Origin of the sequence: Ferrovibrio xuzhouensis (assembly GCF_042648965.1) — a bacterium.
GTDB lineage: Bacteria > Pseudomonadota > Alphaproteobacteria > Ferrovibrionales > Ferrovibrionaceae > Ferrovibrio > Ferrovibrio xuzhouensis.
In genome coordinates this window covers 125,181-150,010 of record NZ_JBHRYJ010000003.1, presented here as the reverse complement: position 1 = coordinate 150,010, position 24,830 = coordinate 125,181, and the positions used below count along the sequence as shown (strand labels likewise).

Below are 24,830 nucleotides of genomic sequence, written 5' to 3'. Positions count from 1 at the left end.
AGACGATGACGAAAAAGACCAGAACCGAAACCGACTCCTTCGGTCCCATTGCCGTGCCGGCCGACAAGCTGTGGGGCGCGCAGACCGAGCGCTCGCGGCAGAATTTCCGCATCGGCGGCCAGCGCATGCCGATCGAGGTCATCCATGCCTACGGCCTGCTCAAGCAGGCGGCCGCCGATGCCAACATCAAGCTGAAGAAACTTGATACCCGGCTCGGCAAGGCGATCATCCAGGCCGCCGGCGAAGTCGCTTCGGGCCAGTGGGACGAGCATTTTCCGCTCGTCGTGTGGCAGACCGGCTCGGGCACGCAGACCAACATGAATATCAACGAGGTGGTCGCCAACCGCGCCAACGAGATCCTCGGCGGCAAGCGCGGTGACAAGAAGCCGGTCCATCCCAACGACCAGGTCAATTACGGGCAGTCGTCCAACGATTCATTCCCCACCGCCATGCATATCGCCGCGGCGCGGCAGATCGAGGATGCGGTGCTGCCGGCCCTGCGGCATCTGCAGAAGGCACTGGATCGCAAGGCCCGCGAATTCGCGAAAACCATCAAGATCGGCCGCACGCATCTGCAGGACGCCACCCCGATCACGCTCGGGCAGGAATTCTCCGCCTATGCGATGCAGCTCACGCTGGGCATCGAGCGGATCAGGGCGGCCCTGCCGCGCCTCTACGCCGTGCCGCAGGGCGGCACGGCCGTGGGCACCGGCCTTAATGCCGCGAAGGGCTTCGACAAGGCGTTCGTGCAATGCCTGAAGCGGCGCACCAAGCTGCCCTTCACCATGGCGCGCAACAAGTTCGAGGGTATGGCGGCGCATGATGCCATGGTGGAGATTTCCGGCGTCTACAACGTGATCGCCTGTTCGCTGATGAAGATCGGCAATGACATCCGCCTGCTCGGCTCCGGCCCGCGCTCGGGTCTCGGCGAGCTGGCCCTGCCGGAGAACGAGCCCGGCTCGTCGATCATGCCCGGCAAGGTCAACCCGACCCAGGCCGAGGCGCTGACCATGGTGGCGGCGCAGGTGATGGGCAACCATGTCGCCGTCTCGGTTGCCGGTGCCAGCGGCCATCTCGAGCTGAACGTGTTCAAGCCGGTGATCATCTTCAACGTGCTGACCTCGGGCAACCTGATCGCTACGGTCTGCCGTTCGTTTGCCGACAATTGCGTCGTCGGCATCACGGCCAATACCGGGCGGATCAAGGAACTGCTCGACCAGTCGCTGATGCTGGTCACCGCGCTCAATCCCCATATCGGCTATGACAATGCCGCCAAGGTGGCGAAGAAGGCGCACAGGGAAGGCACCTCGCTGAAAGAGGCGGCCCTGGCGCTGGGCCTGCTGAATGAAAAGCAGTTCGATGCCTGGGTGCGGCCGGAAAAGATGATCGGGCCGGAGTGAGGCCGTGATGCCGCCCGGAGGTTTGCCTCCGGGCGGCACGGCTTAAGCGCCGATCAGGCTCCGCCGGGCAGCGGCGCGGCGGGGTTGACGAGGCCGGCCTTGCGCAGCTCGCGCCAGAAATCCACCGGGACCTTTTCCTGCAACGCGGCACTATCCTCAGCGATGCGGCCGGGGCGGCTGGCGCCGGGGATCACTGCCGCGACCGCCGGATTGGCCAGCGAGAATTGCAGGCCGGCCGCTTTCATGCTGATGCCATGGCGGTCGGCAAGCGCCTTGATCCGCGCCACCTTGTCGAGGATCGCGGGCGTCGCCGGCGCATATTCGAAATTGGGACCGCCGACCAGTGCGCCCGAACTGTAGGGGCCGCCGACGACGATGCCGAGGCCGCGTTCCGCCACCTTGGGCATCACCCGCTGCAGGGCGCGATCATGGTCGAGCAGGGTATAGCGGCCGGCGAGCAGGAAGGCGTCGGGGCGTGCGCTTTCGAGATCCAGCAGCAGTTCGATCGGCTCGACCCGGTTGACGCCGAGCCCCCAGGCCTTGATCACGCCCTCGTCGCGCAGGCGGTCGAGCGCCTTGAACGCCCCTTTACGCGCGCCTTCGAAGATGCCGAGCCATTCGTCGCCGTAGAAATCCTGCGCGACGTCGTGGACGAAGACGATCTCGATGCGGTCGGTCTTCAGGCGCTTCAGGCTGTCCTCGAGCGAGCGCAAGGTCGCGTCGGCGGAATAGTCGTTCACGACCTTGTTGGGCCGGCCATGCTGGAAGACGCCGCCCTTTTCGCCCTGGTCGCGGGCGCTGACATCCTCGACCTCGTCGAGGATGACGCGGCCGACCTTGGTGCTGATGACGTATTCGTCACGCGGCTTGCCGGCCAGCGCCTCGCCCATGCGGATTTCGGCCAGGCCGGCGCCATAGAAGGGGGCGTTGTCGAAGTAGCGGATGCCGTCCTTCCAGGCGGCTTCCACCGTCGCGAGCGCTTCCGCCTCGGGAATGTCACGAAACATGTTGCCGAGCGGCGCGGCACCGAAGCCGAGCCGGCTCGGCAGGATATCCTTGATGGCCACGATGTGTTTCCTTTGCTTCAGGCGATGGCGAGCGGGGCAAGCACCATGGCGGTGCGCTCCGCAAGGTCGTTGATCTTGGCGAGATAGGCACGGAAATGCGCTGTCTCGCGGTGTGCCGCCACGGCGGCGGCGTCCCGGTAGAGCTCGTCGAGCACGAAACGGGCCGGGTCGGCCTGGTCCTGCCACAGGTCGTAACGCAGGTTGCCCGGCTCGGCCCGGCTCGATGCGAGCATGCCATCGAGCAGCGCGCGCAGCGCCACGGCCTGGTCCGGCTTGGCGGTGAGCACCGCCACGATTTTCACGGGATTCGGCATGGTGTTGTTCCTTTCCAGCGGAGGATATGGGGCGGCGGGAAGCGGAAGACACCCCGCCGGAGTGTCTGCGTCAGGCCGGGTGGCTGCGCGGGCTGATCGCCGAGGTGGCCAGAGAGGTCGCGGCGGGGTGAGGCCGTCGCTTATGCCGGCGCCTTCGGCCGGATGCGCAGCAGGCTGACCAGGCCGGCGGTCATGGCCAGCACGGCGGCGACGCCGAAGCCGAGGCGCGGCGCCATGTCCAGCGGCGCCAGCGCCAGCAGCAGCGACATGATGACCGCGCCTGCCGTCTGGCCGGTCAGCCGCGCAGTGCCCTGCATGCCGCCGGCGGCGCCGCTGCGCTCGCGCGGCGCCGACAGGAACATGTTGCGGTTGTTGGGGGTCTGGAAAAAGCCGAAGCCGGCGCCGCACAGGATGATAAAGGGAATCAGCGGCAGCGGGCTGCCGTGCAGCGGCCAGAGCGCCACGCCGGCCAGGCCGACCGCCAGGCAGATGCCGCCCGCGGCACACAGGATGCCGGTCGACACGGTATTGGCGATGCGCGCCGACAGCGGGGCGGCGATGGCGACGGCCAGCGGCCAGGGCGTGATCAGCAACCCTGTCATCAGGGCGCTGAGCCCGAGGTTGTGCTGCAGGTAGAAGGGCAGCGCCACCATGGCGATGGTCTGGCCCGAAAAGCAGTTCACCGAGGCGATCACCGAGTTGCGGAACGATCCGGTGCGCAGCAGGTCGAGCGGGAACAGCGGCGCCGGCTTGGGCGACTCGCGGATCACCAGGGCGGTGAAGAAGATGGCCGCGGCGGCAAAGCCGGTGACAGCAAGAATCCGGCTGGTCGGGATCAGTTCGGCGCCGCCGAAGAAGCAGGCAAACGCCCCGGCATTCAGCAGGACACTGACCAGGTCGATCCGGCGCGCCATGCCGGCGACATAAGGCAGCGCGCGGCCGGCCAGCAGCAGCACCGCACCGAGCGGCAGGTTGACCGCGAACAGCCAGTGCCAGCTGGCACCCGAGAGGATCAGGGCGCCGATCGTCGGACCGGCCGCCGAGGACAGGGCGACGGCCAGCGCGTTCCAGCCGATCGCCATGCCGAGCCGGTGATGCGGCACGGTAAAGCGCAGCAGCGCGACGGACAGCGGCATGATGCAGGCGGCGCCGAAGCCCTGGATGAAACGCGCCGCCACCAGCCAGTCCAGGGTCGGCGCGAAGGTGCACAGCGCGGAGGCGCCGGTGAACAGGGCGATGCCGGTCATATAGACGCGGCGATAGCCCAGCCGTTCGCCGAGCGCGGCGCAGGGCAGCAGCGCCATGACGATGGCGAGCTGATAGGCGGTGACGACCCGCACCGATTCCGCCGACGAGACCTGCAGCGACTGCGAGATCGTCGGCAGGGCGACATTGGCAATGGCGGCGTCGAGCACCACCAGCACCAGGGCGCCCAGCACGCAGGCCACCGCGGCCGCGCGCCGCGGCTGCGGCAGGCCTTCCTGTATCTGGGCGGTCTGGTCCTGAGGTGTGGCGAGAGGCTTGCTCATGCAGGTCCTGTGGTCCAGATGCCATCCCGGTCGACATAGCGCGTGATGTGCCGGGCTTCCTGCTGCAGGTCGCGTTCGGTGAAGCGGAACAGCAGGGCCGGCCCGGACTGGCCCGGCCCGGAGAGGCCCGACCCGGAGACGCATTGTGTATCGTGAATGTCGCCCGGCAGGAACAGTTTCGCCTGTCCGGCGCGCACCAGCGTTGTGTCCCGTTTCACCAGGGTAACCCTGCCATCGCCATCTTCGTGGCGCGCATAGGTGCCCATCTCGACTGCGCCGCGCTGGACGGCGTAGATCACCCAGCCGCGGCCGTGGTCGTGCGGCGGCCGGTACAGCCCGGCCGGTTCGCTATGGGCCAGCAGCAGGAAGCCGTGCACCGGATCGCGATACAGCGTTTGGCTGGCCGGCTGCGTCTCATGCAGGGCCGCCAGCCAGGGCTCCGTCTCCGGGGCCTGTGCCAGGGTTTCCAGATGGCGGCGGCACTCGGCGACCAGGGCCGAGCTGAGCGGCCCCCAGACGGCCCTGATGCGGTCGATGAAATGCTGCAGGCTGGTCCCGGTCATCGGCTTTCCCTTCGGCTGTCGCCCGGCGGGTCCGGGCTGGCGTGACACGGGGAAGGGTAGGCGTCCGGCATATATGGCGGAAGACGCATCGGTTGCAGTATATTGGTGCATCCAACGCCATATATGACCGGTATAGGCTCCGCCCATGACGCATCCCGATCTCAACCTGCTGGTCACGCTGGACGTGCTGATCACCGAAGGCAGCGTGGCGCGCGCCGCCCGGCGGCTGCAGCTCAGCCCCTCGGCCATGAGCAGGGCGCTGGCGCGGCTGCGCGAAGCGACCGGCGATCCGCTGCTGGTGCGGGCCGGGCGCGGGCTGGTGCCGACGCCGCGCGCCAGCGAACTGCGCGGCCGGGTCGGCGCCCTGGTGCAGGAGGCCAGGGCCGTGCTGCGACCGGTCGCGGCGCTCGACCTGCGGCGGCTGGAGCGCATCTTCACGCTGCGCAACCGCGACGGCTTCGTCGAAAGTTTTGGCGCGGCGCTGATCGCGCGCGTGGCGAAAGAGGCACCCGGCGTGATCCTGCGCTTCGTGCCGAAGCCGGACAAGGACAGCGGCCCGCTGCGCGATGGCAGCGTCGATCTGGAGACGGCGGTGGTCGGCGATTCGATCGGACCGGAGCTGCGCGCCCAGGCCTTGTTCACCGACCGCTTTGTTGGCGTCGTGCGCCGCGGCCATCCGCTGGCCGGAAAAACCATGACGCCAGCGCGTTTTGCCGCCGGCCGCCACATCCTGGTGGCCCGTCGCGGCATCGGCCAGACGCCGGTTGGCCTGACGCCGGCCGGCCAGACGCCAGTGGATCGCGCGCTCGATCCGCTCGGCCTGCGGCGCGACATCGCCGTCATCGTCAGTAGCTTTGCCGAGGCACTGGCGCTGGCGCGCGGCTCGGACCTGATCGCCAGCGTCCCCGAGCGCTCGACGCAGGTCCTGCGCGATGGCCTGCACAGCTTCGCGCTGCCGGCCGCGCCGCCGGCGCTGACCATCTCGCTGCTGTGGCATCCGCGCATGGACGCCGATCTGGCGCATCGCTGGCTGCGCGGCTGCGTGCTGGAGGTCTGCCGGCCGGTGGGGAAGGGGAAGTGAGGTAGGTGAGGGCACGGCTGATGTACCCAACCGGTATGAACATTCCCTCCAAGACGACCGGGATTGTTACATCAATTACTGCCGCAAGCTGGACCGTGGCGGCTGATATCGCCGCCCGCAGTAAGCCGTACTACATAGACGAAAATCTTGCCCCGTTAAGTGGCGGGGTATGGATTAACTAGCACAACGGCCGGATCGCAGGATTGCACAGCCTCTGCCGCCCATCGCTGCAGAGGTGACATGTTCCCTGGGGCGAGCTTGATCTCTAAATCAGACCCGCCACCAGCCGGCACGAAATCAATGACACCAGTCAGGAAATTCCCAGAATAGAGAATGACGGCAACTGCCCCTGGTGCTTTGCCCTGCAATACACTCGGACGCGGCGTGGCGAAGAACGATGATGACTTGTCGGCTATTTGTGATGCCGTGCAATTGGCGGCCTGTTGTGGCGCCAGTGCAGTATGTCCAGTCAGCTTGGACGGGAAGTCACGGATTTCAGATGGCGTGTAGGTGCAGGCGGCCAGCGTAAATAGCGCGACGATCAACACAGCTCTCATGGCTTCCCCCTATGCCCCGATAGATCCAAGCATCAGAGGGGGCTGAAGTCGATGCAAATTGCCGTCTGTAGTAAGTGGGGCGAGAAAGATGGGTTGAGGGATAATTCTCAGCCGGTTTTTAATATAAACATTTGATTGTATTTGGATTTTGGCGGATGGGGTGAGATTCGAACTCACGGTACCGTTGCCGGTACGGCGGTTTTCAAGACCGCTGCCTTAAACCACTCGGCCACCCATCCGCAGGGCTCGTTCCCGGCACCTCGGCAGCAGGGGTGATACGGCGGCCGGGCCGCCGCCGTCAACCCGCCCCGCCAGCCCGCAGCCGTCAGCCCACGGGCGGCCGGGGCCCCTGGGGCGACATGGCGGCGAAGCTGTCGCGGATCCACTGCCGCAGCAGGATCACCGCCGGCTTGCGCTGCGATTCCGGCCGGACCGTCAGGTAGAAGCTGTTGGCGGCGCGGGTGGTGTGGTTGATCGGGCAGACCAGCCGGCCGTCGGCCAGATAGCGCGAGGTGGTGACATTGTCGCCGATGGCGACGCCGAAACCGGCGGCGCTCATCTCGATGGCGGTCAGCGCGTTGCCGAGGTAATGCCGCGGCCCCAGCGCCAGGCGCGGCCGGCCGCTGCTGGCCAGCCATTTGTCCCATTCGTCGCCGGCATCGGCGCAGAGGATCGGGGTGTTTTCCAGCAGGGCGAAGTCGCTGCGCCGGGGCGCGCGGCCGGCCAGCAGCTGCGGGCTGCAGACCGGCATCAGGTGCACGTCGCACAGATGCTCGACGATCTGTGCCGGCCAGCGGCCGTCGCCATAGCGGATGGCGAGATCGACCGGGGCGGCGCGGGCCGGCCGCGGCTCGGCGACGGGCACCAGCCGCAGCTGCAGGGCCGGATGGCGGGCCAGCAGGCCGCCGACCTGGCGCACCAGCCACAGGGTGGCCAGCGCCGGCGGCGCGCTGACCGTCACCTCGCCGCCGGCTTCGCCCGCCGTCATGCGGCCGGTCGCCTCCGACAGCAGGTCGAAGGCCTGCTGCAGGGGATGCAGCAGGGCGCTGCCGGCGGGGGTCAGCCGCAGGCGGTTGCCGTTGCGCTCGAACAGGGCCGACCCGGTGATCGCCTCCAGCAGGCGGACATGCTGGCTGACTGCGCCGTGGGTGACGTTCAGTTCTTCCGCCGCCCGGGTCATCGACAGGTGGCGGGCGGCGACCTCGAAGGCGCGCAGGGCGTTCAGCGGCGGCAGGCGGCTGGCCGCCGCCTTCCGGGAGTTTTTCTTACGGAGCTCCATACCGATAAACTCGCTTGTCCACACCGCATCGTCCAGCGCAAAGTTGTCATCAAAGCGGAATACAGGGCCGCACGATAGAAAACCTCCCGTGAGGGAGAGCGTTCCGGAGCAGGGGATCATGGATACCGGCAAGCTGAAGGCGTTGCGCGAGAAATACGGACCCGCCAAGGGCGGCGACATTTTCGATCCGCATTTCGCCGCCGTCGCGACGCAGATTTTCCTCGACCCGGAGCGGCGCAAGTGGCCGTTCGCCGGCATCGCCACCTTTGCCGGCGCGCCCTACCGGCCGATCAGCAGCGACGCCGACTTCGCCGGGCTGGACTGCTGCCTGGTCGGCGTGCCGATGGACCTCGGCGTCACCAACCGGGCCGGTGCCCGGCTCGGGCCGCGCGCGGTGCGCAACATCGAGCGCATCGGTCCCTACGAGCATGTGCTGAAGCGCGCACCGCTCGGCGAGATCCGGGTTGCCGATATCGGCGACGTGCCGATGCGCAGCCGCTTCAGCCTGGACGAATGCCACGCCGATATCGAAGCCTTCTACCGCCGCGTCCACAAGGCCGGCGTGATTCCGCTGTCGGTCGGCGGCGACCATTCGATCACCCTGCCGATCATGCGGGCGCTGGGCGAGGGGCGGCCGCTCGGCATGGTGCATATCGATGCCCATTGCGACACCAGCGGCGAATACGAGGGCGCCAAGTTCCACCACGGCGGCCCGTTCCGCCAGGCCGTGCTGGACGGCGTGCTGGACCCCGAGCGCTGCATCCAGATCGGCATCCGCGGCGCCGGCGAGTATCTGTGGGAATTCTCGCAGGAAAGCGGCATGACCGTGATCCATGCCGAGGAGATCGACGCCATGGGCATCGACGCGGTGGTGCGGAAGGCGCGTGCCGTGGTCGGCGACGGGCCGGTGTATCTCACCTTCGATGTCGACGGCCTCGATCCGGCTTTCGCGCCGGGCACCGGCACGCCGGAGGTCGGCGGCCTGACCCCGCGCGAGGCGTTGACGATCCTGCGCGGCATGGCCGGCCTCGACGTGGTCGGCGGCGACGTGGTGGAAGTGGCGCCGCAGTATGACGCCTCGACCGTGACGGCGCAGGTCGGCGCCCAGATGCTGTTCACCATGTTGTGCCTGGTGGCGATCCGCCAGACCGGCGGCCAGACTGCTGGGCAGGGGGCGGCATCATGAGCGGCGGCAACCACGGCGACGAGCCGACCCGCCTGTGGGGTGCCCGCTTTCGCACGCCGCCCGACCCGGCGCTGATGGCGCTGTCGCGCTCGCCGGCGAGCCACTGGCGGCTGATTCCCTATGACATCATCTCGTCGATGGCGCATGCCCGCGAGCTGGAGCGCGCCGGTCTGCTGACCGCGACTGAGCGCGGCGATATCTGCGCCATGCTGCAGGCGATCCTCGATGACTTCACCGCCGGCCGCATCGCGCCGACCGAGGCGGACGAGGACATTCATACCTTCGTCGAGCGGGTGATGACCGAACGGCTGGGTCCGCTGGGCGGCAAGCTGCGCGCCGGCCGCTCGCGCAACGACCAGTCGGCCAACGACCTGCGGCTGTACCTGCGCCACCAGTCCCGCCGGCTGGTACGCGGCATGCTGGCCCTGCAGGCCGTGCTGATCGGCCAGGCCGAGGCCAATATCGCCACCATCGCGCCGGGCTTCACCCATCTGCAGCCGGCCCAGCCGGTGCTGTTCGCCCATCAGCTGCTGGCCCATGGCCAGGCGTTTTCCCGCGACATCGCGCGGCTGCAGGACTGGGACAGCCGGTTTTCCCGCTCGCCGCTGGGTGCGGCGGCGCTGGCCGGATCGGCCATCGCCATGCATCCGGAACTGGCGGCGGCGGAGCTCGGCTACGCGGCGCCGACCGAGAATTCCATCGATGCGGTCGGCAACCGCGACCATGTCGCCGAATTCCTCTTCGCGCTGGCCATGCACGGCGTGCACCTGTCGCGCCTGTCAGAGGAAATCGTGCTGTGGTCGTCGCGGCAGTTCCGCTGGATCGCGCTGGATGACGGTTTCGCCACCGGCTCGTCGATCATGCCGCAGAAGAAGAATGCCGATATCGCCGAGATCACCCGTGGCCGTTCGGCCCGGCTGATCGGCGATCTCGCCACCATGCTGGTGGCGCTGAAAGGCCTGCCGCTGGCCTATAATCGCGACCTGATCGAGGACAAGGCGGCGGCCTTCGATGCCATCGATGCGCTGACGGTCGTGCAGCCGGCGATCACCGGCCTGATCCGCAGCATGACCGTCAATGTCGCGACCCTGCACCGGCAGTCGACCGAGGGCTTCACACTCGCCACCGAAGTGGCCGACTGGCTGTCGCGGCGCGGTGTGCCGTTCGCCCAGGCGCATGAGATCACCGGTGCCGTCGTGCGGCTCTGCGAGGAACGTGGCATCGAGCTGGAGCAGCTCAGCGCCGCCGATCTGGCGCTGGTCGATCCGCGGCTCGATATCTCGATCAAGGCGGCATTGACGCCGGAAGCGGCAGTTGCCGCCCGGCAGGGCTATGGCGGTACGGCGCCGGCGCGCGTACGCGAGCAGCTCGGCCGCCTGCAGCAGCTCTGCGCGACGCAATCTGACTGGTGCGACACCTATCGGGGGCCGATGCCCGGGGCGTAGCATCATTCTTGCAAGAGGCGCGGTGCGCCGAAAGACGCGGCGAAGTTTGTCGGGGGACACAGCCATGCGCAATGCATCCTACCAGCCGGAGATGACGGCACCGGACTATGACCTGGCCCGGCTGCAGATCGTCACGCCGCGCCATTACGGCCGCTGGCTCGCCGCCGCGGCGATCCTGCTGGTTCTCGCCGTGCTGGTGAAGGCCTTCGCCGACGGCCAGATCGCCTGGCGGGTGGTCGGCCAGTTCTTCACCGCGCCCGCCATCATGGCCGGCCTGGTCAACACCATCATCATGACCGTCTGCGCCATGGCGCTCGGCATCCTGCTCGGTGTGGTCTTTGCGGTGATGGCGATGGCGCCCAATCCGGTGCTGAAGGGCGTCGCGGCGCTGTATATCTGGTTTTTCCGCGGCACGCCACTGATCCTGCAGCTGCTGCTGTGGTTCAACCTCGCGCTGGTCTTCCCGCGGCTCGGCATCCCCGACCTGTTCAGCGTGCGTACTGTCGAAGTGATCACGCCCTTCGTCGCCACCCTGCTCGGGCTCGGCATCAACCAGGGCGCCTATACGGCGGAGGTAGTACGGTCGGGCATCCTGTCGGTCGATAGCGGACAGACCGAGGCCGCGCAGGCCATCGGCATGACCCGGCTGGCGACCCTGCGCCGCATCGTCATGCCGCAGGCGATGCGGGTGATCATCCCGCCGGTCGGCAACGAGGTGATCAGCATGGTCAAGCTGACCTCGGTGGCCAGCGTGATCCAGTATTCCGAAATCCTGCGCAATGCCCAGACCATCTATTACGCCAACAGCTTCGTCATCGAGCTGCTGTTCGTCGCCGCCATCTGGTATCTCGCGGTGGTGACCGTCCTTTCGGTCGGCCAGCATTTCCTCGAACGCCACTTCGCCAAAGGGCATCGTCGCCCGGCGGCCGGAAAGGTCGCGCCGTGAGCGCCGCGCCTCCCATGCTGGTTGCGCGCGACGTGCGCAAGACCTTCGGCCAGCTGCAGGCGGTGGATGGCGTGTCGCTCGATGTCGCCCGCGGCGAGGTGCTGTGCATCATCGGCCCGTCCGGCTCGGGCAAGAGCACCTTCCTGCGCTGCCTGAACCAGCTGGAACGGATCGACGGCGGCGGCATCTGGATCGATGGCGACCTGATCGGCTATCGCCGCATCGGCGACAAGCTGCATCCGCTGCATGACGCCGACGTGGCGCGCCAGCGCCTGGCCACCGGCATGGTGTTCCAGCGCTTTAACCTGTTCCAGCACATGACCGTGCTGCAGAACATCATCGAGGGCCCGGTCACGGTGCAGAAGCGCCGCCGGGCCGAGGCCGTCACCGAAGCACTGGCCCTGCTGGACCGCGTCGGACTGGCCGACAAGCGCGATGCCTATCCGGCGCAGCTGTCCGGCGGCCAGCAGCAGCGCGTCGCCATCGCCCGCGCGCTGGCCATGCAGTCCCGGCTGATGCTGTTCGACGAGCCGACTTCGGCGCTCGACCCCGAGCTGGTCGGCGAGGTCCTGAACGTGATGCGCGACCTGGCCCGCAGCGGCATGACCATGATCGTGGTGACCCACGAGCTGGGCTTTGCCCGCGAGGTGGCGCACCGGGTGGTGTTCATGGATCACGGCGCCATCGTCGAAGCCGGCTCGCCGCAGCAGGTGCTGGGCAATCCGCAGCAGGCCCGCACCAAAGAGTTTATTGCCGCCGTCCTCAACTGAACCAGTCCAGCCTCTCCAGGGAGACCACCATGATACTTCGTAATGCCATCCTGCCCGCCCTGCTTGCCGCCGTCATCGCGTTCCCCGCCGCGGCCGCCGAACCGCCGGAAAAGATCAAGGCGGCCGGCAAGGTCGTCATCGCCACCATGCCGAACTATCCGCCGATCACCTACAAGGACCCGGCGACCAATACGCTGAAGGGCTTCGATATCGAGCTCGGCGAAGCGATCGCCAAGGAGATGGGCGTCAAGGTGGAATGGCAGGAAATCGCCTTCGCCCAGATGCTGCCCTCGTTGCAGACCGGCCGCGTCGACCTGGTGATGGCGGGCATGAGCGACCTGCCGACCCGGCGCGAGCTGCAGGATTTCGTCGATTACCTGAAGACGGGCGCGCAGTTCTACACCACGGTCGCCAACGCCAAGGAGATCAAGTCGACGGCGGATCTCTGCGGCAAGAAGGTCGGCGCCAGCCGCTCGACCAACTGGCCCAAGCAGATCGGCGAATGGAGCAATGCCAATTGCGTCGCCAAGGGCAAGCCGGCCATCGAAGTGGTCGGCACCGAGGGCTCGGTCGACGCCCGTACCCAGCTGAAGGGCGGGCGCATCGATGCCGGCGTGCAGGGCAGCGAAACCCTGACCTATCTGCTGGGCCAGGAGCCCAATACCTATGTGCTGCTGGGCGACACCTTCACGACCTCGCTGCCCGGCATTCCGGTGCTGAAGACCGACCCGAAGCTGCGCGATGCGGTCTACGAGGCAGTGCTCAGCCTGCAGAAGAAGGGCGTCTACGATGCCCTGCTGGCCAAATACGACATCAAGAGCAACGCGCTGAAGCCGGCGTCGATCAACAAGGGCGAGTAAGCCGGGAAAACCTGCCCGCGCCCTGCCGGGGAGCAGGGGCGGGCGCCGGGGGGCTTGTCCGGCCGTGGACTCTGCAATTTCAACTGTATAATAATGTAGAATTGCAGAAGAAAAACGGTCCGGGAGGCTCAGGCCATGGCGGTAAAGCACCAAATACTGATCGTCGGCGGTGGTACGGCCGGCATCACCGTGGCGACCAGCCTGCGCCGGCGGTCGAAAGCGCCGCTGGATATTGCCATCGTCGAGCCGTCCGAGGCCCACTATTACCAGCCGGCCTTCACCCTCGTCGGTGCCGGGGCCTATACGCTCGCGCAGACCCGGCGGAACGAGGCGAGCCTGATGCCGTCGGGGGTGCGCTGGATCCACGCGGCGGCGGCTGAATTCCTGCCCGACGAGAACGCCGTCCGGCTGTCGAACGGCGACATCGTGCATTACGAGTTTCTGATCGTGTGTACCGGCATCCAGCTCGATTTCGACAAGATCGCCGGGCTGCCGGAGACGCTCGGCAAGAATGGCGTATGCAGCAACTATTCTCCGGATTATGCCGAGTATACATGGCGCTGCATCCAGGACCTGAAGGCCGGCGCCAGAGCCGTGTTCACCCAGCCGCCGCTGCCGTTCAAATGTCCGGGCGCGCCGCAGAAAATTGTCTACCTCGCCGCCGACCATCTGCGACGGCGAGGCCTGCTGCAGAGCTGCGACCTGGAGTTTTTCGTGCACGGCCCGGGAATTTTTGGCGTGCCGTTCTTTGCGCGCGAACTCATGAAGGTGGTCGAGCGCTACGGCATCAAGACGCATTTCCAGCACAATCTCGTTGCGGTTGATGGTCCGAATCATACGGCGACCTTCGAGATCGTCGGCGGTGATCGGCAGGGCGAGCGACTGACGGTGCCGTTCGATATGCTGCATGTCTCGCCGCCGCAGAGCCCGCCGGCGGCGGTGCGCACAAGTTCGCTGGCCAATGCCGCCGGTTTCGTCGACGTCGACCAGAACTCGTTGCAGCATGTGCGCTACAGCAACGTCTTTTCGCTCGGTGATGTGTGTTCGGCGCCGAACTCGAAGACGGCTGCGGCGGTGCGCAAGCAGGCGCCGGTCGTCGTCAGGAACCTGCTGCGGATGATGGCCGGCGGCGCCGTGGAAGCGGGCTATGACGGCTACGCCTCCTGCCCGCTGACCACGGCCTATGGCAAGGTCATCATGGCCGAGTTTGTCTTCGGCGGTAAGGTGACGCCGACGCTGCCGCTGCATCCGGCGCGCGAGCGCGGGATCAACTGGTGGATCAAGACGACCGGTCTGCCGTTGATGTACTGGCACTACATGTTGAAGGGCCGCGAGTGGTTCTTCCGGCACAACACCGACTTTGATGCCGGCACGCCATAGCGGCGACTTCAGACCGCGAGTCTGTGCGGTTTCCGGCCGTGACCGCGAACTGTCAGCTCGGCCCCGGCAGCACCAGAATGGTCGGCTTCGGCGGCATCGCCGCCTTGCTGATCACTGTGGTACTGCTGTCGCTCAACCGGATCGCGTGGCTGTCGCGCATGCGGGCGAGGAAGCGCTCCAGCGTGGTGTCGCTGAAGTAATGCATCGGGATCACCAGCGGCGCGGCGATCTGGCCGATCACCTCGCTCATTTCGGCAATGTTCAGCGTATAGCCGCCATCGACCGGTACGAACAGCACGTCGATGCGGCCGATGTCGGCGATATGACCCGGTGTCAGCTTGTGGTGCAGATGGCCGAGATGGGCGAGGCACAGGCCGGCTACGTCGAAGATGAAGATCGAGTTGCCGTCGTATTCGGTGACGTCGCCGTAGCCGCGGATATTGGTCGGCACGTTGCGCACATGCATGTCGCCGACCTGCAGGTTGTACCGCGCCGGCTTGCCCTCGTAGGGCCAGCCGCGCAGCACGTATTTGATGCCCGGATCGGGCCGGTCGCTGAAATGCGTCGAATGCGCATGGTTCATGGTGGCGATGTCCGGGGTCAGCGGCGGCGGCAGGTAGTCGTTGTAGTCGGTCACCGCCGTCACCCCCTTGGGCGATTCCAGCAGGAAGCTGGCGTGGCCGATGAAGGTGACGCGCACGCTGTCCGGCGGGGCGGCCGCCAGCCGCAGGGCGGCCTTCTGCAGCAGAGGGGCGGGGCGGGCCGCCACGGCACCGAGGCAGGCTGCGGCGGCCTGCAGTGGGGCAAACAGCAGAAAACCGGACAGCAGAAGCTGTGCGGCAACCGGGAAACGGACCATGGCATCACCTCCTGGGAACAGGGACAGGCATGCAACGCGGCGTCAGGTCTTGGGGGGCACGATCCACTTGTTTCTGGGCACGAGGGACCGGATTTCGCGGTCGTCCTGGCGGCGGCCGGGATGCCTGTCGGTCTGGCGCCGGCGGCGGTCCGGCCCGGCATAATCCTTCGACTTCACGAAAACCCGGGGCCGTTCCAGCAGCCCGACCATGCACTGCAGCAGCTTTTCCGGCAGCACCGGCTTGACGAGGAAATCGTCGATCCCGGCGTCGAGCGCCTCGGCGACGCGGTCGGGTTCGGCATGGGCGGTGATCATCACGATCGGCACGTTGGGATTGGTGATCCCGTCCGGCCGGCGGATCATGCGCACCAGCATCAGGCCGTTGACGATGCCGAGCTGGAAATCGCACAGGAGCAGGTCGAAGCCGGTTTCCTTCAGCGCATTGACCGCCGCCGTGGTATTGCCGGCAACCGTCACCTTGCCGAAGCCCAGCGCGTTCAGCATTGCCGACAGCGTCGCGGCGGTCGGGGCGTGATCCTCAACCAGCAGGATGCGGATTTTGCCGGGATCGGTTTTCATCGTCTCGTCTCGTGCAACCGGTTATCTGCACTCCGGAATTTCATAGGCGAGCAGGCTTTCCTGCAGCTTGGCGTAATACTGGAAACCTTTCCACTGTTCCTTCTTCAGGCGGGCCATCACGTCATAGGTTGCCTTGCAGACACCGTCATTTACCTGCACCGACTTCATCGTGGCCACGGTGGAATCGGTTTCCCACTGGCTGACGGACTGCAGGTTCGGATAGATGCGCAGCAGCGCGCCGCGCCGCTTCGCCACCGCCTGCTGCAGCTGGGTGGCATTGGCGGAATCGAAGCTGTACCAATCCTTCAGCGCCGCCGGGCCTTCGGCGGGATCGATCTCGACGCAGCGGCGCAGGATCTCGCGCAGCTGGATGCCGGTGCGCACCTGTGCCTCGGCGGTGACTTCGTCGGACTTGAAGCAGGCGTCTTTCTTCTTGACGGCCGGCGGGAGATTGGCCGGCGCCGCGTTGCCCGGAGCCGGGGCCTGCTGCGCCACAGCCGCTCCGCCAGTCAGCAGCGCAGGCAGCATGGCCAGTGCCAGGGCTGCCATGAGGGGACAGATTCTGCGCCGGGTCATCGGCCGGCCGGCCATCAGTTGGCCGCCTCGGGCAGGGCCGGCAGTGGTGCGTCGTCCGCCATGGCCAGTACCGCTTCGATGAAGGTGGCCGGATCGGCTATGCCGGCGAAATCGAGCAGCATCCGGGCTTTCGAGCGCATTGCCGCTTCGTCGAGCGGATTTTCCGGATCGCCATAGGCATGGGTGCGCTCGGCGCTCAGTTCGCTGCCATCGCCGAGTGTCGCCGTCACCTTTGCGCCCCAGGCCTGTGGATAGCGGCCGGCGAAAGGGGCGCCCGCAGCGATGGCGGTGCGGCCGGCAAGATCGGCATGGCGCGCGCGGCCCTGCGGATCGAAGCTGGCGAAATCCACCTTGCCGTCGGTGATGGCGGCGGCGGCGGTATGCTGCAGCGAGAACTTGGCCTCGTATTCGCTCTGCGGCGCGCTGCGGTCGCAGACATCCAGCGCGGCCTGGTAGGTGACGACGCTGATGCGCTCGACGCTGCGGTTGCCGATCTGCGCGGCGAGTTCCAGCCCGGCGTCGATGGTGGGATGGGTGTGGCGGCAGCAGGGCCACGGTTTGATCGAGGTGAGCCTGAGCTGCCATGGCGCTTCCGGATCGGCCAGCAGCCGTTCGGGCTGCGGATCGGCGCAGGTGGCGCGGAAAAAGCCTTTCTCGCCCTCCAGGATCTGCGGCGGGCCGCTGAAGCCGCGGGCGGCGAGATCGGCGGCCAGCAACCCGGCCTCGGCGGCACGGCCGGCATGCAGATGCTTGCTCATGGCGCCGGTGTCGAGGAATTGCCAGAGGCCGGAGGATTGCGTGCCGGCATTGCCGAGCGCGTCCACCATGGCGGCGGGCGACAGGCCGAGCAGGTCGCCGGCGGCATAGGCCGAGCCGAACGGGCCACAGGTCGCGGTGTTGTGCCAGATGCGGTAATGCGCCGGACCGACCGCCATGCCGACGCGGCAGCAGGCTTCGAAACCGCGCAGCACCGCCGCCAGGAAATCCTGTCCGCCGGTGCCGCGGCGCCGCGCCAGCGCCCAGGCGGCCGGCACCACGACGCAGCCCGGATGCACCACCGAGGCGCGATGCAGGTCGTCGACCTCGAGGATATGGGTCAGGCCGCCGAGCAGCAGGGCCTCGCGGCCCATGGTCAGCGGTTCGGCCGCCGCCCAGTCGAGCAGGATGCGGCCCGGCGCCGTCTGCCGCCCGGCCAATGCATTGGCCAGGGCATCGAGGGTGAACAGGGCGGCCGCCCGGTAATCCCCGGCCGTGATCGGACGGGCGGCGATCAGGGCGGCGAGGCGGGCGGTCAGCGAGGCGGGGGCGGCTGCATTCATCGGTCTGATATTCCGTATCCGGCCATAAAACTCTGGCGGGTCAGACTAGGACCTGCCGGAAGATAAATCGTTAACGGAAATTTACCATCCATGGCGGCAAAGTCACGGCCTGTCTGGCAGGGAAGTAGCGCGTAACATGTCCATTATCCTCGGAAAGATCGTCTGGTCGATGCTCACGCCGGGCAGCCTGCTGCTGTGCCTGCTGCTGCTCGCCCTGATCCTGTCCTGGTGGGCACCAAGCCGGCGCTGGGGCATCCGGCTCGGCGTTCCGGTTGGGCTGGTGGTTGTCGTCCTCGGATTCATGCCGTCGCTCGACTGGATGATCCGCCCGCTGGAAGATTATTACCCGGTGCCACGGCTGCCGTCGTCGGTCGACGGCATTGTCGTACTGGGCGGTGCGGAAGAGCCCGGCCTGTCGGCAGAGCATGATCAGCCGCAGGTGAATGGCAGTGCCGAGCGCCTGATTGCCTTTGCCGAGCTGGCTCACCGATACCCGGATGCCCGGCTGGTCTTCACCGGCCGGGGCGCCTGGTCCGACCGCAAGGCTGTCAGCGAGGCTGATATTGCCCGCAGCGTGCTGGGTACGATGGGCGTCGATACCGGGCGGGTGCAGTTCGAGTCCGAGTCCCGCAACACCATTGAAAATGCCGAGAAAAGCCTGTCGCTGGCGCAGCCGAAGCCGGGTGAGACCTGGCTGCTGGTCACTTCGGCGATCCATATGCCACGGGCGGTGAACTGTTTCCGGACGGTCGGCTGGCCGGTGCTGCCCTATCCGGTGGATTACCGGTCTGGCGATATCCAGCATCTCCCGTTCCAGCCATTGCATGCCCTTCGCCGCCTCGATGCCGCGTCCAGCGAATGGGTCGGCCTGATTGCCTACCGGCTGCTGGGGCGGACCCACGAGCTCCTGCCACCGCGCATCCTGTCGTCCATGAAGCAGGATCAGGCCCTGCGGGGAAATGTCACAGAGGGGGGCTTGGCCCCGGTTGCCGGGCTGGGGTAACACCGCAGATCAGGTGCAGCGTCGGATTCGGAGGATAATATGCGGAGTATGCGTTTCGGTTACGCTGCCCTTGTACTGGGCGTGCTGGCGGCCTGCGGCATGCGCCAGTCGGGCCAGCCGTCCGCTGCGGCCGAGGCGGCGCCCGCGCCGGCGAAACCGGCGGTCGTCGCCGCGGCTCCGGCGGCGCCCGCCGCTGTTCCCGCTGCGGACGCCGAGACGGTGTCCTTCGATCGCAAGGCCTTCGATGCTTTCCTCGTCGACCTGCGGCGAGAAGCCCTGCAGAAAGGCATCAAGCCCGATGTGGTCAATACCGCGCTGACCGGCGTCGATCCGGTCATGCGGATCATCCAGCGCGACCGCAACCAGGCCGAATTCAAGCTCGATTTCGCCACCTATCGCGATCGTGTGATCACCCCGGCCAATATTGCGCGGGGCCAGAAGCTGCGCGACGACAATCTTGACCTGCTGCGCCAGGTGTCGGTGCGCTATGGCGTGCAGCCGCGTTTCATCCTGGCCATCTGGGGCATCGAGACGCGCTACGGTGCGGTGAAGGCCGACGTACCGCTGTTCCATTCGCTGGCGACCCTGGCCTTTGATCGGCGGCGCTCCTCTTATTTCCGCAACGAGCTGTTTTCCGCGCTGACCATGCTGGACCGCGGCTATATCGATTTCCCGACGCTGAAGGGCTCCTGGGCCGGCGCCATGGGCCAGCCGCAGTTCATGCCGTCGAGCTACCTCGCCTATGCCGAGGATTTCGACGGCGACGGCAAGCGCGACATCTGGAACAACCGCGGCGACGTCTTCGCCTCGATTGCCAACTACCTTGCCAAGCATGGCTGGACCACCGCGCAGACCTGGGGCCGCGAGGTGAAGGTGCCGGCGTCGCTGCAGAACCGGCTAGGCGAATTTGCCCGCCAGGGCCAGTCCGGCTGCCGCGCCATCGACCAGATGACCCGTGACCTGCCGGTCGCCGAGTGGGGCAAGCTGGGTGTGCGCCGGGCCGATGGCGGCGAGTTACCGAAGGTGCAGGTGGCCGGGGCGCTGGTCCAGCCCGATGGCGCCGGCGGGCCGTCCTTCCTCGTCTACGGCAACTACCGCGCCATCCTCCGCTACAATTGCGCGCACCATTACGCCCTGACGGTCAGCCTTCTTGCCGACCGGCTGGGAGATGGTTAGTATGAACAAAATATAGCCATGCAACTCAGCCGGTACGCCATCCCTTGTATTTCCCGGGGGGGTCAGGGGGTATCCCGACCTGCCTGGATTCGCCGTGTCCGGGTGACCATGCTGGTACTGCTGGCCGCGGCCGGGTTATCCGGCTGTGCCGAGACAACGCTGGTGAATCACACTGCCAAGTCGGTATTTCGGGGTGAGGCTCCACAGCCCGCTGGCAAGGGCGGCATCTACAAGGTCGGCAACCCCTACCAGATCAACGGGGTCTGGTATTATCCGAAAGAAGACGCGACCTACAACGAGACCGGCATCGGCTCGTGGTATGGTGACCAGTTCCACGGCAAGACGACGGCCAATGGCGAGTCTTTCGACATGAACGAAGTCACTGCGGCGCATCCGACCCTGCCGCTGCCGTCCATGGTCCGGGTGACCAACCTGGAAAACGGCCGCTCGATCCTCGTGCGCGTCAACGACCGCGGCCCCTATGTGAACGGCCGCATCATTGATCTGTCACGCCGCGCCGCGCAGTTGCTCGGCTATGATCGCCAGGGTACCGCCAAGGTGCGGGTGCAGTATGTCGGCCCGGCACCGTTGGAGGATGGCGAGACCGGCCTTGCCGCAGCTAATGGTCCCGAACATGAAAATCCGGCTGCCGCGCCGCGTGCGGTCGTCTCGGCCGAGGCGCTGCCGCCGCCGCCCGGGGTGAAGGGACGCAGCGCCGAAGTGGCCAGGCCGGCCACGCCACCGCCGAGTGCCATGCAGATCCTGTCGGCGCAGAACCAGAACAAGGTTGCCAGCGCCGATCCGGCCGCGGCGCCGGCCGCCGATCTGGCGAACCAGAAGGTCGATCTTGGCCCCGCCCGCGGCGGCCAGATTTTTGTGCAGGTCGGGGCATTCTCGCAGTATGAGAATGCCCACAAGCTGGCCGCGCGGCTGTCGATGATCGGTCCCGTGGGGGTCAGTTCGACCTTCGTCAACAACCAGGAATTCTTCCGGGTTCGCCTCGGTCCCTATACCCAGGTGCCGGGCGCGGACCAGGCCTTGCAGCAAGCGATCAACAGTGGACATACCGATGCGCGTATTGTGGTGGAGTAAGATCGTCGCCGCTGCGGCTTTTGTCGCGGCTCTGGTTCTCGTTGCGGTGCCGGTTCCGGCGCTGGCCCAGCTCGGCCAGGTCGAGACTACCGGCAGTCAGATGATCCTCGAGGATTACGACACCGGCGCGGTGATCTTCGCCAAGAATCCCGACGAGAAGATGCACCCGTCGTCGATGTCCAAGCTGATGACGGTCTATGTCGTCTTCAAGATGCTGTCGGAAGGCAAGATCCATATGGACGACGCTTTCCCGGTCAGCGAGAAGGCCTGGCGCATGCAGGGCTCGAAGATGTTTGTGCATGTCGGCGACCGCGTGAAGGTGTCGGACCTGCTGCGTGGCGTGATCGTGCAGTCGGGCAACGATGCCTGCATCGTGCTGGCCGAAGGCATTGCCGGCAGCGAGGAGGCTTTTGCCGAAATCCTCAATGCCGAGGCCAAGCGCCTCGGCCTGACCAACAGCACTTTCCGCAACGCATCGGGCTGGCCCGACCCTGAGCATCTGATGACGGCGCGCGACCTGGCGACGCTGGCGCGGCATATGATCCATGACTTCCCGCAGTATTACGAGCTGTTCAGCGAGAAGGAATTCACCTACGGCATCGACGTCACCACCAAGAAGCCGATCACCCAGGGTAACCGCAATCCGCTGCTCTACAAGGATATCGGCGTCGATGGCCTAAAGACCGGCCATACCGAGGAAGCCGGCTACGGGCTGGTCGCCTCGATGAAGCGCGGCGACCGTCGCCTGATCCTCGTCATCAACGGCCTGCACAGCATGAACGAGCGTTCGCGCGAGCCGCAGCGCCTGCTGGAACTCGCCTTCGGCCAGTTCGACAACGTCAGGCTGTTCACCAAAGGCGCCACGGTCGACGAGGCGGATGTCTGGCTTGGTTCGGCGCCGCGCGTGCCGCTGATCGTCGACCGCAACGTCGTCATGACGGTGCCGCGGCTCGGCAAGGGCGACGTGAAAGCCATCGTCACCTACGACAATCCGATCCCGGCGCCGATCGCCAAAGGCACGCCGGTGGCAACGCTCAAGGTCGTCAGCAAAGACGCGACGCTGGAAGAAATTCCGCTGACCGCCGGCGCCGATGTCCAGCAGCTCGGCTTTACCGGCCGGATCAGCGCGGCGATCAGCTACCTGCTGTGGGGCGCGGGCAAGAAGTGACGGCATCCGGCGGCCGCTTCATCACGCTGGAAGGCGGCGAGGGGGCCGGCAAGTCGACCCAGGTCAGGCAACTGGCGGTCCGGCTGGCCGGTTGCGGCCTCGATGTGGTGCAGACCCGCGAGCCCGGCGGCACCCCCGGCGCCGAGGCGATCCGGCAATTGCTGGTCACCGGCGAGATCGGGCGCTGGGATGCGATGACCGAAACCCTGCTGCATTATGCGGCCCGCCGCAGTCATGTCGAGCAGACGGTGAAGCCGGCGCTGGCCCGCGGTGCCTGGGTGGTCTCCGACCGCTTTGCCGATTCCACCATGGCCTATCAGGGCTATGCCGGCAGTGTCGGCCGTGATGCGATCGCCGACCTGCATCGCCTGGTGCTCGGCGATTTCGGCCCCGACCTGACGCTGATCCTCGATCTGCCGGTCGAACAGGGTTTGCAGCGCGCGAAAAGCCGCCCGGCCGCGGCCGGCGCCGCTGCCGAGGACCGTTACGAGCGCATGGGCACGGCCTTCCATGAAACCCTGCGTCATGCCTTCCACGATATCGCCGCGCGCGAGCCGCAGCGCTGCCGCATCATCGATGCCTCCGGCAGCCCGGAGGCGGTGGCCGATGCGCTGTGGGCGGCGGTCGCCGGCCGCTTCGACATGACCGGCGGGACGTCGCCGTGAGCGGCTACGATCCGCAGCAGGCGGCGACCTGGGCGCCACGCCATACGCCGGTGCTCTACGGTCATGCCGAGGCGGAAAAGGCGCTGCTCGATGCCTGGGCCTCGGGGCGGCTGCCGCATGCCTGGCTGATCACTGGACCGCGCGGTGTCGGCAAGGCGACGCTGGCCTTCCGCTTCGCCCGCTTCCTGCTGGCCAATGGACCGGCCGGCAGCGCCGCCGATGCCGGACCGAGCCTGTTCGGCGACGCGCCGGTGCTGCCCGACTCGCTGGCGGTAGCCGAAGACCATCCGGTGTTCAGCCGCGTTGCCGGCGGCGGCCATGCCGACCTGATCACCGTCGAGCGCAGTTATGACGAGAAGGCCGACCGCTGGCGCGGCGATATCGTGGTGCAGGACGTGCGCGCGGTGATCGACCGGTTTTCCAAGACGGCGGCCGAAGGCGGCTATCGCGTCTGCATCGTCGATGCCGCCGACGACATGAATACCAATGCCGCCAACGGCCTGCTGAAGATCCTCGAGGAGCCGCCGCCCAATGCCGTGCTGCTGCTGGTCAGCCATGCACCGGGCGGCCTGCTGCCGACCATCCGCTCGCGCTGCCGCCGGCTGGCGCTGAAACCGCTGAACGAGGCGGCGCTCGGTGCCGCACTCGACCGCCTGCTGCCCGATCTGGATGCGGCGGAACGTCGCGGGCTGGCCGTGCTGGCCGAGGGCGCACCCGGTCGGGCGGCCCTGCTGGCCGGACAGGGCGGGCTGAAACTGCTGCAGGGGCTGCTCGAAATGGTCGGGCAGCTGCCGAAACCTGACATCCCCAAGCTGCATGCCTTCGGCGACGCGCTGGCCCGCGACCGCAGCGGCACGGGATTTCAGGTCATGGGTGAATTGTTCCGCTGGTGGCTCGCCCGGCTGGTCCGGGGGGCGGCGGCCGGCCAGATCGGCGGTGCCGGCTGGACCGAGATTTTCCCGGGCGAAACCGCGCTGGCGCGCCGATTGTCGGACTGGCAGGCGCCGGACCGCTGGGCGGAAGACTGGGAACAGCTCGGTCGCTTGCTCGACCGCGGGGAATCGGTCAATCTTGACCGTAAACAGATGCTGCTGAACCTGTTCGCCATGCTGGGGCGGGCGGCGGCACACTGATTCCAGCCTGTCGGCCGATGGCGACAGGGCGAGGGGTGTCATGGCAGTGCAGACGGAAAAGACGGCGACAGGCGGCGGCAAGCCGAAGTCGGCGGGGACGCAGGGCCCGGATACGCTGGAGCGGATCGAACTGCTGTCCGATCTCAGCCCGGCGGCGCGCACCGAGGTGGAGCGCGCCTGCCAGTGGCGGCGCTTTGCCAATGGCGAACAGATTCTCGACCGCAACAGCGACAGCCGCGATGTCTATTTCGTCGTTGAGGGCAATGTCGAGGTGGTCAACTATTCCGGCAACGGCCGCGAGATTTCCTACGCGATGGTACCGGCCGGCGGCTATTTCGGCGAATTGTCCGCCATCGATGGCGAGCGCCGCTCGGCCAGCGTCGTGGCCCAGGGCAATTGCCGGCTGGCGGCGATGCCGCCGAAATCCTTCGAGGCCCTGCTGGCCCGCGAGCCCGCGGTGGCGCTGAAAGTGATGCGCCGGCTGGCCAGCATCATCCGCGCCAGCAACGAGCGCATCATGGACCTCGCCACGCTCGGCGCGATCCAGCGCGTCTACCGCGAACTGGTCAAGATGGCACGGCCCGATCCGCTCAATGCCGGCGGCTGGATGATCTATCCGATGCCCAAGCAGCACGAGGTGGCCCGCCGCGCCGCCACCACGCGCGAGACCGTCGCCCGCGTGCTGGCCAACCTGCTGCATGGCGGCCAGATGGTCCGGCGCGACAAGACCTATTACCTGACCGATCGCGAGGCGCTGGAGCAGGCCATCGTCCGCCTCGATGTGCGCCATGGTCCCGTCCTGAGCTGACAGCTCTGATCTGATCCTTTCTCCGCACTGATCTTTTTGCAGCGCACCTGAACGGCTGCGGGGCGGCCGTCTGCT

The 24,830-nt window shown here is 67.0% G+C and carries 25 protein-coding genes and 1 tRNA gene; 15 read left to right on the top strand and 11 right to left on the bottom strand.

Features of this window, described 5'->3' with window-relative positions:
* Positions 1–5 precede the first annotated feature (5 nt).
* On the top strand, positions 6–1,400 hold the full coding sequence (gene fumC, locus ACFOOQ_RS14440) for a class II fumarate hydratase (protein WP_379727885.1): 1,395 nt from the start codon (positions 6–8) through the stop codon (positions 1,398–1,400).
* Between the two features lie 53 nt (positions 1,401–1,453).
* On the opposite strand, the gene ACFOOQ_RS14435 is transcribed toward fumC, so the two are convergent.
* The 4 genes from ACFOOQ_RS14435 to ACFOOQ_RS14420 all read right to left on the bottom strand — a co-directional run bounded on the left by ACFOOQ_RS14435 (position 1,454) and on the right by ACFOOQ_RS14420 (position 4,873).
* Positions 1,454–2,467 (bottom strand): aldo/keto reductase, encoded by a 1,014-nt coding sequence (locus tag ACFOOQ_RS14435; RefSeq protein WP_379727883.1) that lies wholly within the window; start codon positions 2,465–2,467, stop codon positions 1,454–1,456.
* A gap of 17 nt (positions 2,468–2,484) precedes the next feature.
* Positions 2,485–2,781 (bottom strand): putative quinol monooxygenase, encoded by a 297-nt coding sequence (locus ACFOOQ_RS14430; protein ID WP_379727881.1) that lies wholly within the window; start codon positions 2,779–2,781, stop codon positions 2,485–2,487.
* 140 nt (positions 2,782–2,921) lie between these two features.
* The gene (locus tag ACFOOQ_RS14425; protein ID WP_379727879.1) at positions 2,922–4,310 is read right to left on the bottom strand and encodes an MFS transporter; all 1,389 of its coding nucleotides are present in this window, start codon (positions 4,308–4,310) and stop codon (positions 2,922–2,924) included.
* Entirely contained in the window at positions 4,307–4,873 is a 567-nt protein-coding gene (locus tag ACFOOQ_RS14420; protein WP_379727877.1) for a hypothetical protein, read from the bottom strand. Before ACFOOQ_RS14420 ends, ACFOOQ_RS14425 begins: the two co-directional genes overlap by 4 nt.
* Before the next feature lie 145 nt (positions 4,874–5,018).
* On the opposite strand from ACFOOQ_RS14420, the gene ACFOOQ_RS14415 reads away from it, so the two are divergent.
* Positions 5,019–5,954, top strand: coding sequence for a LysR family transcriptional regulator (locus ACFOOQ_RS14415; RefSeq protein ID WP_379727875.1), 936 nt, complete (start codon positions 5,019–5,021; stop codon positions 5,952–5,954).
* A 155-nt stretch (positions 5,955–6,109) separates the two neighbouring features.
* Here the strand turns inward: ACFOOQ_RS14415 and ACFOOQ_RS14410 are convergent, their stop codons facing one another.
* The 3 genes from ACFOOQ_RS14410 to ACFOOQ_RS14400 all read right to left on the bottom strand — a co-directional run bounded on the left by ACFOOQ_RS14410 (position 6,110) and on the right by ACFOOQ_RS14400 (position 7,790).
* Positions 6,110–6,511 (bottom strand): hypothetical protein, encoded by a 402-nt coding sequence (locus ACFOOQ_RS14410; protein ID WP_379727874.1) that lies wholly within the window; start codon positions 6,509–6,511, stop codon positions 6,110–6,112.
* Between the two features lie 149 nt (positions 6,512–6,660).
* A tRNA-Ser gene (locus ACFOOQ_RS14405) sits at positions 6,661–6,750 on the bottom strand.
* Positions 6,751–6,836: 86 nt separating this feature from the next.
* Complete coding sequence (locus ACFOOQ_RS14400) at positions 6,837–7,790, bottom strand: LysR substrate-binding domain-containing protein (protein ID WP_379727872.1); 954 nt, start codon at positions 7,788–7,790, stop codon at positions 6,837–6,839.
* A gap of 118 nt (positions 7,791–7,908) precedes the next feature.
* Between ACFOOQ_RS14400 and speB the strand changes: the two genes are divergently transcribed.
* From speB to ACFOOQ_RS14370, 6 genes are all read left to right on the top strand, one after another.
* The gene (speB, locus tag ACFOOQ_RS14395) at positions 7,909–8,976 is read left to right on the top strand and encodes an agmatinase (RefSeq protein WP_379727870.1); all 1,068 of its coding nucleotides are present in this window, start codon (positions 7,909–7,911) and stop codon (positions 8,974–8,976) included.
* Positions 8,973–10,421: an argininosuccinate lyase gene (gene argH, locus ACFOOQ_RS14390; RefSeq protein ID WP_379727868.1), complete on the top strand. Its 1,449-nt coding sequence runs from the start codon at positions 8,973–8,975 to the stop codon at positions 10,419–10,421. The genes speB and argH overlap by 4 nt, the downstream gene beginning before the upstream one ends.
* Before the next feature lie 64 nt (positions 10,422–10,485).
* Entirely contained in the window at positions 10,486–11,367 is an 882-nt protein-coding gene (locus tag ACFOOQ_RS14385) for an amino acid ABC transporter permease (protein ID WP_379727866.1), read from the top strand.
* Positions 11,364–12,137 carry an amino acid ABC transporter ATP-binding protein gene (locus tag ACFOOQ_RS14380; protein ID WP_449265809.1) on the top strand — a complete coding sequence of 258 codons (774 nt, stop codon included), beginning with the start codon at positions 11,364–11,366 and terminating at the stop codon, positions 12,135–12,137. Before ACFOOQ_RS14385 ends, ACFOOQ_RS14380 begins: the two co-directional genes overlap by 4 nt.
* A 29-nt stretch (positions 12,138–12,166) precedes the next feature.
* Complete coding sequence (locus ACFOOQ_RS14375) at positions 12,167–12,997, top strand: ABC transporter substrate-binding protein (RefSeq protein ID WP_379727865.1); 831 nt, start codon at positions 12,167–12,169, stop codon at positions 12,995–12,997.
* Positions 12,998–13,132: 135 nt separating this feature from the next.
* Entirely contained in the window at positions 13,133–14,377 is a 1,245-nt protein-coding gene (locus ACFOOQ_RS14370) for an NAD(P)/FAD-dependent oxidoreductase (RefSeq protein WP_379727863.1), read from the top strand.
* Positions 14,378–14,429: 52 nt separating this feature from the next.
* Here the strand turns inward: ACFOOQ_RS14370 and ACFOOQ_RS14365 are convergent, their stop codons facing one another.
* The 4 genes from ACFOOQ_RS14365 to ACFOOQ_RS14350 are packed head-to-tail and all read right to left on the bottom strand — an operon-like array spanning position 14,430 to position 17,710.
* Positions 14,430–15,236, bottom strand: a complete 807-nt coding sequence (locus ACFOOQ_RS14365; RefSeq protein ID WP_379727861.1) for an MBL fold metallo-hydrolase — start codon at positions 15,234–15,236, stop codon at positions 14,430–14,432.
* 42 nt (positions 15,237–15,278) lie between these two features.
* Positions 15,279–15,815, bottom strand: coding sequence for a response regulator (locus ACFOOQ_RS14360; RefSeq protein ID WP_379727859.1), 537 nt, complete (start codon positions 15,813–15,815; stop codon positions 15,279–15,281).
* A 21-nt stretch (positions 15,816–15,836) separates the two neighbouring features.
* A complete protein-coding gene (locus ACFOOQ_RS14355; protein ID WP_379727858.1) occupies positions 15,837–16,364 on the bottom strand; it encodes a hypothetical protein in 528 nt (175 codons plus the stop codon).
* A gap of 41 nt (positions 16,365–16,405) precedes the next feature.
* Complete coding sequence (locus ACFOOQ_RS14350) at positions 16,406–17,710, bottom strand: MmgE/PrpD family protein (protein WP_379727857.1); 1,305 nt, start codon at positions 17,708–17,710, stop codon at positions 16,406–16,408.
* Positions 17,711–17,846: 136 nt separating this feature from the next.
* On the opposite strand from ACFOOQ_RS14350, the gene ACFOOQ_RS14345 reads away from it, so the two are divergent.
* The 7 genes from ACFOOQ_RS14345 (at position 17,847) to ACFOOQ_RS14315 (ending at position 24,755) form a co-directional block, all read left to right on the top strand.
* On the top strand, positions 17,847–18,713 hold the full coding sequence (locus ACFOOQ_RS14345; RefSeq protein WP_379727855.1) for a YdcF family protein: 867 nt from the start codon (positions 17,847–17,849) through the stop codon (positions 18,711–18,713).
* Between the two features lie 39 nt (positions 18,714–18,752).
* Positions 18,753–19,889: a lytic murein transglycosylase gene (locus ACFOOQ_RS14340; RefSeq protein ID WP_379727853.1), complete on the top strand. Its 1,137-nt coding sequence runs from the start codon at positions 18,753–18,755 to the stop codon at positions 19,887–19,889.
* Between the two features lie 108 nt (positions 19,890–19,997).
* The gene (locus ACFOOQ_RS14335; RefSeq protein ID WP_379728659.1) at positions 19,998–20,981 is read left to right on the top strand and encodes a septal ring lytic transglycosylase RlpA family protein; all 984 of its coding nucleotides are present in this window, start codon (positions 19,998–20,000) and stop codon (positions 20,979–20,981) included.
* Positions 20,959–22,149, top strand: coding sequence for a D-alanyl-D-alanine carboxypeptidase family protein (locus tag ACFOOQ_RS14330; protein WP_379727851.1), 1,191 nt, complete (start codon positions 20,959–20,961; stop codon positions 22,147–22,149). Before ACFOOQ_RS14335 ends, ACFOOQ_RS14330 begins: the two co-directional genes overlap by 23 nt.
* Complete coding sequence (gene tmk / locus ACFOOQ_RS14325; protein ID WP_379727849.1) at positions 22,146–22,814, top strand: dTMP kinase; 669 nt, start codon at positions 22,146–22,148, stop codon at positions 22,812–22,814. Before ACFOOQ_RS14330 ends, tmk begins: the two co-directional genes overlap by 4 nt.
* The gene (locus tag ACFOOQ_RS14320; RefSeq protein WP_379727847.1) at positions 22,811–23,947 is read left to right on the top strand and encodes a DNA polymerase III subunit delta'; all 1,137 of its coding nucleotides are present in this window, start codon (positions 22,811–22,813) and stop codon (positions 23,945–23,947) included. The genes tmk and ACFOOQ_RS14320 overlap by 4 nt, the downstream gene beginning before the upstream one ends.
* Before the next feature lie 40 nt (positions 23,948–23,987).
* A complete protein-coding gene (locus tag ACFOOQ_RS14315; RefSeq protein ID WP_379727845.1) occupies positions 23,988–24,755 on the top strand; it encodes a Crp/Fnr family transcriptional regulator in 768 nt (255 codons plus the stop codon).
* The last annotated feature ends 75 nt before the right edge of the window (positions 24,756–24,830 follow it).

Excerpts from the sequence above, each read along its gene's own strand:
- fumC (WP_379727885.1), top strand. The coding sequence starts at position 6 with ATGACGAAAAAGACCAGAACCGAAACCGACTCCTTCGGTCCCATTGCC.
- ACFOOQ_RS14430 (WP_379727881.1), bottom strand. The coding sequence starts at position 2,781 with ATGCCGAATCCCGTGAAAATCGTGGCGGTGCTCACCGCCAAGCCGGAC.
- ACFOOQ_RS14425 (WP_379727879.1), bottom strand. The coding sequence starts at position 4,310 with ATGAGCAAGCCTCTCGCCACACCTCAGGACCAGACCGCCCAGATACAG.
- ACFOOQ_RS14420 (WP_379727877.1), bottom strand. The coding sequence starts at position 4,873 with ATGACCGGGACCAGCCTGCAGCATTTCATCGACCGCATCAGGGCCGTC.
- ACFOOQ_RS14415 (WP_379727875.1), top strand. The coding sequence starts at position 5,019 with ATGACGCATCCCGATCTCAACCTGCTGGTCACGCTGGACGTGCTGATC.
- ACFOOQ_RS14410 (WP_379727874.1), bottom strand. The coding sequence starts at position 6,511 with ATGAGAGCTGTGTTGATCGTCGCGCTATTTACGCTGGCCGCCTGCACC.
- ACFOOQ_RS14400 (WP_379727872.1), bottom strand. The coding sequence starts at position 7,790 with ATGGAGCTCCGTAAGAAAAACTCCCGGAAGGCGGCGGCCAGCCGCCTG.
- speB (WP_379727870.1), top strand. The coding sequence starts at position 7,909 with ATGGATACCGGCAAGCTGAAGGCGTTGCGCGAGAAATACGGACCCGCC.
- argH (WP_379727868.1), top strand. The coding sequence starts at position 8,973 with ATGAGCGGCGGCAACCACGGCGACGAGCCGACCCGCCTGTGGGGTGCC.
- ACFOOQ_RS14385 (WP_379727866.1), top strand. The coding sequence starts at position 10,486 with ATGCGCAATGCATCCTACCAGCCGGAGATGACGGCACCGGACTATGAC.
- ACFOOQ_RS14375 (WP_379727865.1), top strand. The coding sequence starts at position 12,167 with ATGATACTTCGTAATGCCATCCTGCCCGCCCTGCTTGCCGCCGTCATC.
- ACFOOQ_RS14370 (WP_379727863.1), top strand. The coding sequence starts at position 13,133 with ATGGCGGTAAAGCACCAAATACTGATCGTCGGCGGTGGTACGGCCGGC.
- ACFOOQ_RS14365 (WP_379727861.1), bottom strand. The coding sequence starts at position 15,236 with ATGGTCCGTTTCCCGGTTGCCGCACAGCTTCTGCTGTCCGGTTTTCTG.
- ACFOOQ_RS14360 (WP_379727859.1), bottom strand. The coding sequence starts at position 15,815 with ATGAAAACCGATCCCGGCAAAATCCGCATCCTGCTGGTTGAGGATCAC.
- ACFOOQ_RS14355 (WP_379727858.1), bottom strand. The coding sequence starts at position 16,364 with ATGGCAGCCCTGGCACTGGCCATGCTGCCTGCGCTGCTGACTGGCGGA.
- ACFOOQ_RS14350 (WP_379727857.1), bottom strand. The coding sequence starts at position 17,710 with ATGAATGCAGCCGCCCCCGCCTCGCTGACCGCCCGCCTCGCCGCCCTG.
- ACFOOQ_RS14345 (WP_379727855.1), top strand. The coding sequence starts at position 17,847 with ATGTCCATTATCCTCGGAAAGATCGTCTGGTCGATGCTCACGCCGGGC.
- ACFOOQ_RS14340 (WP_379727853.1), top strand. The coding sequence starts at position 18,753 with ATGCGGAGTATGCGTTTCGGTTACGCTGCCCTTGTACTGGGCGTGCTG.
- ACFOOQ_RS14335 (WP_379728659.1), top strand. The coding sequence starts at position 19,998 with ATGCTGGTACTGCTGGCCGCGGCCGGGTTATCCGGCTGTGCCGAGACA.
- ACFOOQ_RS14330 (WP_379727851.1), top strand. The coding sequence starts at position 20,959 with ATGCGCGTATTGTGGTGGAGTAAGATCGTCGCCGCTGCGGCTTTTGTC.
- ACFOOQ_RS14315 (WP_379727845.1), top strand. The coding sequence starts at position 23,988 with ATGGCAGTGCAGACGGAAAAGACGGCGACAGGCGGCGGCAAGCCGAAG.